The 12,805-nt window shown below is 34.5% G+C and carries 12 protein-coding genes; 3 read left to right on the plus strand and 9 right to left on the minus strand.

Annotation, left to right across the window (positions count from 1 at the left end; genetic code table 11):
- Positions 1-684, plus strand: a 684-nt coding sequence (locus RT261_RS10970; RefSeq protein WP_313132501.1) for an adenine deaminase C-terminal domain-containing protein, incomplete at its 5' end; no start/stop codon positions are given.
- A 183-nt stretch (positions 685-867) separates the two neighbouring features.
- On the opposite strand, the gene mnmA is transcribed toward RT261_RS10970, so the two are convergent.
- Genes mnmA through RT261_RS10990 form a run of 4 tightly spaced genes read right to left on the minus strand, consistent with a single transcriptional unit; the run spans position 868 to position 4,157 of the window.
- Positions 868-1,926, minus strand: a complete 1,059-nt coding sequence (gene mnmA, locus RT261_RS10975) for a tRNA 2-thiouridine(34) synthase MnmA (protein WP_442871776.1) — start codon at positions 1,924-1,926, stop codon at positions 868-870.
- 38 nt (positions 1,927-1,964) lie between these two features.
- Positions 1,965-2,402 carry a Fe-S cluster assembly scaffold protein NifU gene (gene nifU, locus RT261_RS10980; protein WP_313132504.1) on the minus strand — a complete coding sequence of 146 codons (438 nt, stop codon included), beginning with the start codon at positions 2,400-2,402 and terminating at the stop codon, positions 1,965-1,967.
- A gap of 58 nt (positions 2,403-2,460) precedes the next feature.
- Complete coding sequence (nifS, locus tag RT261_RS10985; protein ID WP_313132506.1) at positions 2,461-3,645, minus strand: cysteine desulfurase NifS; 1,185 nt, start codon at positions 3,643-3,645, stop codon at positions 2,461-2,463.
- 29 nt (positions 3,646-3,674) lie between these two features.
- Positions 3,675-4,157: an RrF2 family transcriptional regulator gene (locus tag RT261_RS10990; protein ID WP_313132507.1), complete on the minus strand. Its 483-nt coding sequence runs from the start codon at positions 4,155-4,157 to the stop codon at positions 3,675-3,677.
- A gap of 220 nt (positions 4,158-4,377) precedes the next feature.
- Here RT261_RS10990 and RT261_RS10995 point away from each other — a divergent pair, with 220 nt between their 5' ends.
- Positions 4,378-4,833: an acyl-CoA thioesterase gene (locus RT261_RS10995; protein WP_331665459.1), complete on the plus strand. Its 456-nt coding sequence runs from the start codon at positions 4,378-4,380 to the stop codon at positions 4,831-4,833.
- A 393-nt stretch (positions 4,834-5,226) separates the two neighbouring features.
- Here the strand turns inward: RT261_RS10995 and bcp are convergent, their stop codons facing one another.
- Both bcp and RT261_RS11005 read right to left on the minus strand, forming a co-directional pair.
- Positions 5,227-5,685, minus strand: coding sequence for a thioredoxin-dependent thiol peroxidase (bcp, locus tag RT261_RS11000; RefSeq protein WP_313132509.1), 459 nt, complete (start codon positions 5,683-5,685; stop codon positions 5,227-5,229).
- A gap of 162 nt (positions 5,686-5,847) precedes the next feature.
- On the minus strand, positions 5,848-6,846 hold the full coding sequence (locus RT261_RS11005) for an asparaginase (protein WP_313132510.1): 999 nt from the start codon (positions 6,844-6,846) through the stop codon (positions 5,848-5,850).
- 276 nt (positions 6,847-7,122) lie between these two features.
- Between RT261_RS11005 and RT261_RS11010 the strand changes: the two genes are divergently transcribed.
- A complete protein-coding gene (locus RT261_RS11010) occupies positions 7,123-8,649 on the plus strand; it encodes a putative polysaccharide biosynthesis protein (RefSeq protein ID WP_313132512.1) in 1,527 nt (508 codons plus the stop codon).
- 157 nt (positions 8,650-8,806) lie between these two features.
- Here the strand turns inward: RT261_RS11010 and RT261_RS11015 are convergent, their stop codons facing one another.
- From RT261_RS11015 to RT261_RS11025, 3 genes are all read right to left on the minus strand, one after another.
- Entirely contained in the window at positions 8,807-10,318 is a 1,512-nt protein-coding gene (locus RT261_RS11015; RefSeq protein WP_313132513.1) for a sensor domain-containing diguanylate cyclase, read from the minus strand.
- A 462-nt stretch (positions 10,319-10,780) separates the two neighbouring features.
- Positions 10,781-12,106, minus strand: a complete 1,326-nt coding sequence (gene aspS, locus RT261_RS11020) for an aspartate--tRNA(Asn) ligase (RefSeq protein WP_313132515.1) — start codon at positions 12,104-12,106, stop codon at positions 10,781-10,783.
- A 108-nt stretch (positions 12,107-12,214) separates the two neighbouring features.
- Positions 12,215-12,358 carry a hypothetical protein gene (locus RT261_RS11025; RefSeq protein ID WP_313132516.1) on the minus strand — a complete coding sequence of 48 codons (144 nt, stop codon included), beginning with the start codon at positions 12,356-12,358 and terminating at the stop codon, positions 12,215-12,217.
- Between the last annotated feature and the right edge of the window lie 447 nt (positions 12,359-12,805).

The raw sequence follows: 12,805 nt of genomic DNA on the forward strand, positions 1-12,805 counted from the left end.
GCAGATAAAAATACTTATCTTGGAAAATACAAAAGCGCACCAATTGATAAAGTGGCCAGTAGTGTCCATGTAAAAGATTTGACCATGGAAAAACTCAATTTGAACTCTAAGTCTACAAAGGTTAAGGTCATTGATATTGTAGAGGGTGACGTTGTAACAAAGCTGGGAACTGCAGAGGTTTCGCTAACCACTGACGGCGATTTTATCTTTAATGAAAATCAGGATATTGTTAAAATTGTAATTGTTGAACGACATCAGATGACTGGTAATGTAGCAGTAGGTCTTCTACGTGGCTATGGAATCAAAAAAGGTGCCGTAGCACAAACTATCGCTCACGATTCTCATAACATCGTAGCTGTAGGTGTGGATAATACTGAGATTATGGCTGCGATTCAAGAGATTATCAGAATAAATGGCGGTGTTACTGTGGTGGAAGATGGAAAAGCAATTGAAAGTATGCCTCTGCCTATTGGCGGTCTAATGTCAGATAAGGGCGGTGAATGGGTTGCTGAGAAGCTTAATTGTATTCAGAATATGCTGCATAAGGACTTTAAGGTAAATGAGGGAGTAGAACCATTAATGACCCTTGCTTTTATGTCTCTGCCGGTTATCCCAGAAGTTAAAATTACAGATATGGGACTTTTTGATGTAACGAAGTTTGAGTTTACTTCAATAGAGGCGTAAAAAGCTAATATCCTGGGGCCTAGTCCCCTGTCTTCATCCATATGTTATGATAACTGATTTCTCTGCATTCATTAATTCAACTTATAGTGATGTACATGATATCACCAGAAAAAGCAAGGTACTATACACTAATTAGTCCCTTGCTTTTTTATATAAACTATATATTATATTGCTTATCAAAACCTATTCATCTCTAAGAATTGTTCCACCGCCTACAACATAGTCTCCATCATAGAATACTACTGCCTGTCCGGGTGTTATGGCTCTTTGTGGTTCCTCAAATACACATTCTACTTTATCCTCACCGACTTTTCGAATAGTACATTTTGAACCTTTATGACTGTAACGGATTTTAGTATCCACTACCATTTCACCCTCTAAATCTTCAATGGACATAAAATTTAGATTTCCTGCATACAACTTGTTGCTATACACTTCATCCCCATTACCAATAACAACTTCATTGGTTTCTGGTCTGATAGCCAGTACAAACACAGGATGTCCCATTGCCAGATTCAAGCCTTTTCTCTGACCTACCGTATAATGAATAATGCCTTTATGTTTCCCAATTACTTTTCCCTCAGTAGTCACGAAGTTACCTGTTTTTACTTCTTCTCCTGTATACTCTGTAATAAACTTTGCATAATCCTGATCCGGTATAAAGCAGATTTCCTGACTATCCGGCTTATTGGCAACTCTCAGACTAATATCTTTTGCGATTTGTCTGATTTCATCTTTCGTGTATTCACCAACGGGCATTAAAGTATGTGCCAGTTGATACTGTGTTAAATTATATAATGCGTAGGTCTGATCCTTGGCTGCAGTTGCGGATTTCATAAGAGTGTATCTTCCATTCTCTAACCGGACCACTCTGGCATAATGTCCGGTAGCAATGTATTCCGCTCCAATGTCAAGAGAACGTTTTAACAAAGATTCCCACTTTACATAGCGGTTGCAAGCAATACAAGGATTGGGTGTATTCCCTTTTAAGTACTCCTCTGCAAAATAATCCATTACAGAGCCTTTGAATTCTCTTTTAAAATTCATTACATAATAGGGAATTTCTAATGCATTGGCAACTCGTCTTGCATCGTCCACTGCACTTAAACCACAGCATCCTCCGCTTTCTTCCTGAGCTTCTGTATCTTCATCCTGCCATATCTGCATAGTTACACCAATTACGTCGTATCCTGCTTTTTTCAGCAAATACGCTGCTACGGAAGAATCAACGCCGCCGGACATACCTACAACTACCTTTTTCTTTTCCAAATGAATGCCTCCTAGTAGGTTTCTGTAACTTCCTCTTCGCTGATATCATCCTTAGGCTTTTCCAAACCATCAATTTTAAGATTATTCTTTGTTGCATAGTCCCATAATGCAGCATGAATTGCTTCTTCTGCAAGCAGGGAACAGTGAACTTTTACAGGAGGAAGACCGTCTAAAGCATCCATAACTGCTTTATTGGTAATCTTTAAAGCTTCCTCCACATTTTTTCCTTTTACCAATTCAGTAGCCATACTGCTGGTAGCAACAGCAGCTCCACATCCAAAAGTTTTAAATTTACAGTCATTGATAATTCCTTTATCATCAATGTCTAGATATATTCTCATTATATCACCGCATTTTGCATTACCAACGGTCCCTACCCCACTTGGGTTCTCTATTTCTCCAACATTTCTTGGATTTGTAAAATGATCCATTACTTTCTCGCTGTACATTTATAATTCCTCCATTTAGAAAATACCTTTTATTCTTTTTTATGATTTTAATCGTCGATTATAATTGATTATTCTTTACATAATCTTCATATAAAGGAGACATGGAACGTAATTTTGCAACAATTTCTTTTATTTTATCTACCGTATAATTGATTTCCTCTTCGGTTGTATTATGACTTAATGTTAAACGTAAAGAACCATGTGCAATTTCATGTGGTAATCCAATAGCAAGCAGTACATGGGATGGGTCCAAAGAACCGGAAGTACAGGCAGAACCACTGGACGCGCAGATGTTTTGCATATCTAACATAATTAGTAAAGATTCACCCTCAATAAATTGGAAACTAAAGTTGGCATTGTTGGGTAATCTTTTTGTTCTGTGTCCATTTAATCTTGTATAAGGGATTTCAGTTAATACTCTTTGGATTAACATATCTCTTAAAGCAATTTCTTTTTGTCTTCTTTCCTCTATAGTAGCCATTGCTATTTCCGCTGCTTTACCAAGTCCCACAATACCAGGAACATTTTCCGTGCCTGCTCTTCTATGTCTTTCCTGGCCGCCACCATGAACAAATGATTTTAATTTAAGTCCCTTACGGATATATAAGAATCCGATTCCTTTTGGACCGTTAAATTTATGACCACTGGCACTTAGCATATCAATGTTTAACTCATTCACATCCATCTGTAATTGACCATAGGCCTGCACAGCATCTGTATGGAATAGAATATTATTCTCTCTTGCAATTTCACCAATTTCTTTAATAGGCTGGATTGTTCCTATTTCATTATTAGCAAACATAATAGTAATAAGTATGGTTGTAGGACGGATTGCTTTCTTAAGTTCGTCTAATTTAAGAATACCATCTTCATCCACATCAACATAAGTTACTTCAAATCCATGTTTTTCAAGGTATTCACAGGTATGAAGTATTGCATGGTGTTCTATTTTAGAAGTGATAATGTGATTTCCTTTTGAAGCATAAGCTTCTGCAGTTGCTTTTAAAGCCCAGTTATCAGATTCGGATCCGCCAGCTGTAAAATAAATGTCTGAAATTTCTGCATTTATAGAATTTGCAATTGTAGTTCTTGCTTCATCTACTGCTTTTTTATTTTGTGAAGCAAATTCATAAATACTGGAAGGATTTCCAAACATCTCTGTAAAATACGGAAGCATTGCCTCCACAACTTCAGGTCTTGTAGCTGTAGTAGCTGCATTGTCTAAATATATTTTTTTATCCATTGTTGTCATCTCCTATTATTTTAATAGCCTTACTGTCCACATGATGGTTTTGTCCGGCTAGTATCTTCTTCCATAATTCCGTGTTCAGAGCGTATCTTCCTGCTTTCCTCCAGTAACTCTGAAAGCATAATGGTATCAACTGCATTATTTATACTATCACTAATACGCATCCAAACATATTTTGTTACACATAAATCTGCGCCAGAACAAGGTTCTCCACTGCCTATTACTTCAGAGCAATTAACCGGATTTAAATCCCCTTCCAGTGCACGTAATATTTCTCCGACTGATATTTCTTCCGGTTTTTTTGCTAAGAGATATCCCCCTTGAGCGCCACGAAAACTAGTTACAATTCCTGCCTTCTTTAATTTGGCAATTAATTGCTCTAAGTAGCTAATAGATATATCCTGTCTCTCTGCTATTCCACTAAGCGCCACTGCCTCTTTTTCGCCGTTCATAGCCAAATCCAGTACAGCACGTAAACCATATCTGCCTTTCGTAGATAGCTTCAATCCAATCACCTCTCTCTCATATTCTTAGCTTTCAAAATCCCACCAATTCATTTCCGACTAAATTAGTGCAGTTTCTTAAGAAATGATAGCACCTCCTTGTTCCTTTGTCAATAAAGAAATGCAAAAATACTACCTGGTTTTATAAATATTTACCGGGTTGTACTTTATTTTATATTCTCTTATAATACATATTGTATGAATATAGAAAGCAGGTGGAGTTATGAATAATTCTTTAAATGAGAACAAAGAATTAAAAGTGATGGAGATATGCTATAAAAGACAGGCTTATTATTATGAAACAGACAGAATGGGTGTGATTCACCATTCTAATTATATACGTTGGTTTGAAGAAGCAAGGGTTTATTACCTGGAACAAATTGGGTTTGGCTATGATAAGATGGAGGACCTTGGTATTTTATCTCCTGTTCTGGAGGTTTCTTGCCAGTATAAAAGTTCCGTTAGATTTCACGAGGAAGTTCTAATCTATCCAAAGATAGAATTCTTTAATGGATTGAGAATGACCATCCGTTATGAAGTAAAAGATGCTAACACCGACAAGGTACGCGCCACCGGAGAATCAAAGCATTGTTTTGTTGATGAAAAGTTCAAGCCTATTCGGATGAAAAAAGATTTTAATGAAATTTATACTATATTATCAAGTTATGTAGCTGAATAAAGAAGAAATTTCGTAACACAATGATAAAATTTGTGTTAAAACAATATGGTATTGTAAGAAAATAATTCAGCACTAACCACTATGAGATCAAATTATGAGATCGACAAAATGATCATGCCGAATGAAAATCAAAAATGTATATACACCCCAAATTTAATAAAGCTGCCATTATGAGTGATTTGTTGAAGAACCCCTTATGCTTATTGAGTTCTACATCCCATTCAGCACTGCTGAATTATGCTCAAATGACAGCTTTTTATTAATGTTTTCATTATGCTTTTATTAGCGTTTTTATAATGTTTTTTATAGTACTTTTTATAATATTTTATATAATACTTTTTATAATACTTTTTTATAATACTTTTTTATAATACTTTTTTATAATGATAGATATTATTGGGTTAAGAAATCTAATATTTCACTTGCATTGGTATCCGGTTTTGCCTTTTCATATACCTTTTCTATGATTCCCTTCTCGTCAATAATATAAGTAGAACGAACCACTCCCATGGATACTTTTCCGTATAATTTCTTTTCCTGCCATACATCATATGCCTGAATAGCTTCCAAGTCCGGATCAGATAATAAAATAAAAGGTAATTCATGTTTCGCCGCAAAGTTTTGATGAGATCTTTCTCCATCTTTGCTGATTCCAATTACCACAACATCTTTTTCCTTAAATTCCTCAAAATTATCACGAAAAGCACATGCCTGCCTGGTACATCCTGGGGTATTGTCCTTAGGATAAAAATAAATTACTACTTTCTTTCCTAAAAAGTCTGACAAATGAACTGTATTTCCATCTTTGTCTTTTAGACTAAAATCCGGTGCTTTTGTATTTACTTCTAACATTCCTAATCTCCTTTTCAATTCCTAGTTTTTTATTTCCGATTGTTTTAGTGCGATTTGATTTTATAATAACACTGCTCGTATTTTCTGTCAATATATTGTAACAGATAATTCCAAGCAAAACTTATATCAAAAGTGTTCTATGTTATCATAATCGGATATTCACTAATAATTGTATAGAATGTCATTACTTACGGTTTTATAAAATAGTTTCGTAATTTCTTCTGAATCCTTAGTCTGACCTAGTATCCACATTAATTTACAAACCACCGATTCTATAATCATATCATAAGACTCTAGCAGATTAACTTTATTCTTTAATTCCTTTCCAACCTTATAGATTTTCATATCACTTCCCTCATTTGGTACCTGAGTAGTCATAACAACGGTTTTTCCTTTTAGAATCCATTCATGTATCACATCCAAAAAGTGGCACTGAGGAAGATTTGGAATTCCTCCTACTCCATAGCTCTCAATTATAATTGCATCATAATTCTCAAGCATAAAGTTAAGTACATCTTCGCCGACACCGGGTGTTAGTTTAAAAAGTCCTACCTTTGAATTAAGTTTATGATAGAATACCGGTTCTGTACATTTATCCTGCTTAATATATTGAATAATACGTCCGTCCTGTATCAATGCAAGGTATGGATAATTAATGCTGGAAAAAGACTGCAGACTTTTTGAATGAGTCTTTCTTGCTCTGGTTCCAAGTATTACTTTTCCATTAAAGACAATCTGAACCCCGGAGGCATCATCCGAAGCAGCATATAAGAAGCTATCATATAAGTTAGTTTTGGAGTCTGTTATTTCCATGGTTATGGGTTTTTGTGCACCGGTTAGAACAATAGGTTTTGGTGAGTGCTGTACCATATAGGAAAGTGCAGCTGCCGTATATGCCATAGTATCAGTACCATGACAAATGACAAAGCCATCATACTTTTCATAATTTTCTTCAATGGTTTCTGCTAAATTAATCCATATTTCAGGAGAAATATTTGTACTGTCTATATTACATATTTGAATGGTCTCAACTTGACAAATAAATGAGATATCCGGGATGTATTTAATAATTTCATCCGATGTTAATTGAGGCACTAATCCGTTGGAGGAAGGTCCGGATGCAATAGTTCCTCCTGTACCAATCATAAGAATCTTCTTCATAATCACTTACCCTCATTCTGCTATTTTGTAAAAACAAAGGATATATATTGCTTTATTAGTATAACAAAATTTACTTGCGGCCTCAAGAATTTTTTGAATTATAATTTTACAAAATTAAATTAGTTTCATTCTTCTGTAATTGTTTTATTTTCTACGAATATATTTAAATAAGTTCTTATCAGATTTACGGTGACGGTTGATTGATTTTATTCTTTCAACCGAAGAATTGTGCTTCGCACAAAACCTCCAGACTTTGAAAGGAGCATGGTTATATATATGAGCAAAAGTAACTTAATAAAAGGTACTGCCATTTTGACCATAGCCGGTTTACTTACCCGTTTAATCGGGTTCTTTTACCGCATCTATCTGTCCAATGCAATGGGTGCTGAATTAATGGGTGTTTATCAATTAGTATTTCCTGTGTATGGTATTTGTTTTACAATATATGCTTCCGGTATCCAAACTGCCATATCCACTATGGTTGCTACAGAACTTGGCAAGAAACACTACAAGAATATACCTAAGATATTAAAAATAGGCATGATTTTATCTGTGGGGATTGCACTTTTATTATCTGTCCTGGTTTATTACAATTCAGAAACCATAGCTTCTAATATGCTAATGGAACCCAGCAGTGCATCCTCCTTAAAACTTTTGGCTTTTGTGTTCCCTTTCTGCGGTATGACTTCCTGTATTAATGGTTATTATTATGGGTTAAAAAAAGCAGGTGTACCTGCCACCACCCAATTAGTGGAACAAATGGTACGCGTTTTAACTGTATATGTGCTTGCAGGTGCTGTTGGCGGTGGAAACGCAAAAGTAACCTGTGAATTGGCTGTCCTTGGTATTGTAGTGGGGGAAATTTTTTCTGACTTATATAACATAGTCTCTTTACTTTGTACTTCTTCTTCCAGAGAAATTAAAAAGCTTTCAAGAATAAGTGGTTTTGTGGAGATCCGAAATAAAAGTTTGGCTAATATATTGGTTAAATTAGCGCTTCCACTAACTGGCAACCGTTTATTAATTAGTATCTTACATAGTGTAGAAGCCATTATTATTCCAAGTATGCTAAAAAAACATGGTCTTAGTAACTCCGAAGCTCTTAGTATATACGGAACACTAACCGGCATGTCCATACCTTTTATTATGTTTCCCTCAGCAATTACCAATTCCTTGGCGGTTCTTTTATTACCAACTATATCAGAAGCACAGGCATCCAGAAATTATGACACCATTCGAAAAACCTCTGCTCTGTCTATAAAATACAGTATGCTCATTGGGATATTAAGTATGGGGGTATTTTTAACTTTTGGTAAGGAATTAGGAAATGTCATTTTTCATAATGAACTTGCAGGAGATTTACTGATGACTTTGGCCTGGATGTGTCCTTTTCTGTATATCACCACTACCTTAAGCAGTATTATTAACGGCCTGGGAAAGGCTCACTTAACCTTTGCAAACTCCATCATCGGTCATGCAACCGGAATACTTCTCATATTATGGCTGGTTCCCCAGGATGGTATAAGAGGCTACCTGATAAGTCTTTTAATAAGCCAGTTAGTTATTACCTCCTTTGACGGTTTTATCGTTATAAAGAATATAAAACCTTCTTTTCATTCCGTCAACTGGATTCTAAAACCTGGTATTATTATTGCCGGATCCAGCTATCTTATATTTCGAATCTACGAATATATAGCTCCCACCGGTGTCTTAATGCTTCTTGCCTTTTGTGCTTTACTCTGTGCACTATATATCATACTTCTAAGCATAACCAAGGCAATTTCCATAAAAGATTTTAAATAACCTATGAGACTGCAATATAATATAGAATTTTAAATGTATATTCAAAAAGCCGAATTCTAATGAAAGAACCTTATTTCAGATTCTTCATTAAAATTCGGCTATTCCGACTTTTCCCGGAATGACAACATTTTAACACTCTAATGCATACTTGCGCCAATTAGGTAAACAACTTATAACCATCCTTGCCCCCCTCTTTTACATCATATAAAGCATGATCTGCCCGATCAAATAATTCCTCATAATTTTGTCCATCCTTTGGATAAGTTGATATTCCAATACTTCCAGATAGTGAAATATCAAATCCATTATCATGATAAACTGTTTGCAAGGCTTTATGTAAAATATCCGCTTTTGCCAGAACCATTTTCTCATCAGTGGTATCTCCAATAAATACAACAAATTCATCTCCTCCGATTCTGCCTATAATTTCATCAGAAGAAAAAATTAATTTTACTTGATTGATTGCAAAGGATAATACTCTATCTCCCCTTTGATGCCCGTATTGATCATTAATATTCTTAAAATCGTCAATATCTACTACCATAAAGGTGTGCAGCTTCTCTTTGTTCTTCTCAATATAGTCATTAATTAAGTCCTGTGCCACATTTCTATTGAATACACCTGTAAGTGGATCTCTCTTCGCTTTATATTCAAGAATTTCAAAGTCTTTTTTATACAGATCAATATTAACTAATTTACCAATAACTTTAATTGGCTGCATTTTTTCATCATAAATGGTTTTACCGCACAGATGGCACCAAACATATTTGTTGTTTTTATCAAGTAATCGAAATTCAGCCTCAATCAACGCTTCTCCACTGATTAAAGCCTTGCCGTATTCTATAAACAATCCAATATCCTCCGGATGGATAATTTCCTCGAAATATTCATATTGAGCCGTAAAATTAGGAATGTTGGGATCCATATTATATAAATCCCTATAACGCTCTGCATATTTCATGTAATCATTTTTAATATCATATTCAAATAAAATATCATTGGAAATTTCAGTAGCCACACGATACCGCTGTTCTTCCACTAATAGCCGCTCATGCATCTGTCTTGATTCCGTAATATCAACTAAAACTGCAGAAATAGTGTGTCCGTCTTTTCCTTCTGAATAATTACCGTTAAATAGTATCCACCTTATTTCCTTACATTTCGTTCGAATTCTAAATTCCTTCTGAATATAATCACCGATTCGAACTCCATCTATGGGAAATTGAAACATGTCTATATCATCTTCATAAATATAATTCAAAATACTGTTATTATTTTTTTCTACTTCTTCCTTACTATAGCCAATAATGTCATAAAATCCGTCACTGGCATAAGTAATTCCATAATTCTTTTCCAGCAAAAAATTAACCACTCCAGCATGGATGCTGTTGGTTATGTGTTTTAGTTCTAATGTGGCTACCAGTACTTTTTTATCATTTACAGCTCTTATGTACTGGCCAATAATCACGGAAATAATGAGTATAATAATAAAAGCTACAGCGAATCCGAGAAAATGAGCCGTTTCCACATATTCTTTCTTTTCAGAAATTACCCCCATTGAAACTTCCAAAATAGAAAAAGTTAAAATCGGAATGGAACTTAATAAAATTACAACTATAATCATTTTTGGATTGAATCGATTTTGCATATCTTGATTTTCCTTTACCATAACTGTACCCTCATTAAATTTTATAAGCTTTCTATAATAAAAAAGGCCATCGCAAAATAAAGAGTCTGTCTTTTGTAAGCAGTAAGCCCCGAAAAACACTAATTTTTATTTTGCAATTGCCTTATAATGGATACGGCTTAAATTGCAGCATTTACCTATATAAGTTTAGTTTATGTTTAGTAAATTAATATATTTAGTTATAAATCCTTCGCTACCCTCATATAGGCCTATTGTACTATAACAACAAGTATATAGCAACATTATTTCGAAAAAAATCTAAACTTTACAAAGTCAAGTTTACTATCAAAAAAGAATCCTATCGTATGTTTTTGCACCTATTCTAATCTCTCTTCCTTGATATGATTCCATTCTAAATTATACTATATATTTATAAAAATCTCTACCAATAATTAACTTAATATTTCATTAATTACATATTCGAAAATTAGTATCAGGAGATCCTTATGGCGTAACTCTATGAATATCTCTTGGAAACAATGTTGCCAGTCTTACATTTTCCTGATTCAATAGTTTGCTTGTAAATCTTTCTAAACCTAGCCCCAAGCCCCCATGAGGCGGCATTCCATACTTATGCATCATTAGATAACTCTCAAAAAGCTCCACTGTCATTTGGCGTCTTTTCATTTTTTCTATCTGCTTCTTGTAATCATGAATTCTTTGCCCTCCCGTGGTTATTTCAAGTCCTCGAAATAGCAGGTCAAAACTAAGGGTTTCTTCTTGATTAGTTCTATCCTCCTTGGCGTAAAAAGGTCTCTTTTTACTTGGATAATGAGTGACAAATACGAAATCTGAATCAGTTTTTTTCTCAATTATCTTACTAAGGAGTTTTTCTTCTTCCGGTTCAAAATCATCAAAGTCTTTTATCTCTCTCTTATATTCCTTAGAAATTAATTCTTTTGCTTCCTTAAATTTAATAACCGGAATTTCAGAAACATCTGGAATTATTACCTTTAACAACCCCAATTCATAAGAGTAATGCACCTTTAAATAGTCCATTGTAAATTGCAGCATCTTTGTCTCCATTTCCATGATATCCTCGAAACTTTCAATATACCCCATTTCAAAATCCACACTGGTATATTCATTTAAATGTCTGGAAGTATCATGTTTTTCTGCTCTAAAAACCGGTGCTATCTCAAATACCCTCTCAAATACCCCAACCATCATTTGCTTATAAAACTGGGGACTTTGGGTAAGATAAGCTTCCCTGCCAAAGTAATCTAACTTGAAAATATTGGCTCCCCCTTCTGCCCCTGCATATACAATTTTAGGTGTATGGATCTCGGTAAACTTTTTCTCTAATAAAAAAGTACGAAAACCGTTACATATTCCTTCTTGCAGCTTAAAAATTGCTCTCTCTTTTTCATTTCGCAATGTAATAGGCCGAAAATCCAATAAATTTTCCATTGAGGTATCCACCATTTTATTATTTATGACTATCGGCAATTCCTCTTGTGGCATTGATAACACCTTAACTTGAAGCATTCTTAGTTCCCAACCTGTTTTTGATCTTTCCTCTTTTACAACATTAGCGGTAACACATACACTGCTTTCTTCCTTTAATAAATTCAAATCAAATTGGGAAACTTCTTCACTATACACACACTGTACAATCTTACGTGTAGTACGCAATAAAACAAAAGCAAAACCACTCATTTTTCTTATTTTATAAATACTGCCGTGTATTTTAATTCCCCGTCCAATATAACTCTCTATTTCTTCAGCTTCGATAGTTTTATTAATTATATTTCCTTGTAACGTCTTCATATTTAGCATCCTTTACATATCACATCTGCTTTTCACATGTGATACCGCCACAGATAGACATCTTGAAATCTTTCAACCTTTGAAAAAAACTATTTCACAGGATTCTTTCTATTCACTTTCTCTCAACCTTTGAAAGAATTGCCCGGTGGCAGCCTTTCTATTATTTATTATTTTCAACCTAATATATTTAACCTTATAATGTTCTCCCATATGGCATATCACATCCATACAGACATCGTCTCTATGCCTCATAACACCACCTCCTTTAAAAAGTAATGAAAACTTCATTCCTAAAAGTTCTGTATAGAAATTTTTCATATAGAAAAAGACCACACCAGTAAAAATACCAATGTGGTCCTTAATATCTAATATTTCCACATAGGCACAACACTTTAAGCGCTTGTACCTATGTTATAATTTCACACAGTTACAAGCGCTGCCTATCGTCGTCCCTATTCATTATGAATATTTTTAAATTAGACATAACAGCTACCTACCCTTAATTTTTTATAATATTAACATATACATATTAAAATATCAACTCAAAATAAAAATTTATCTATGTAGGACGCTTTGCCTGGAGGTTGTAGAGAACTCAGAAAGTGCTACTGGGGTTTTCTTAATGACTCGATTTATATTTTGTTAGGATAACGTGGTGTATAGGATAAATTTTGCTACCTTTCCCTCGTGCGGCATGGC

The organism is Anaerocolumna sp. (assembly GCF_032079385.1).
GTDB lineage: Bacteria > Bacillota > Clostridia > Lachnospirales > Lachnospiraceae > Anaerocolumna.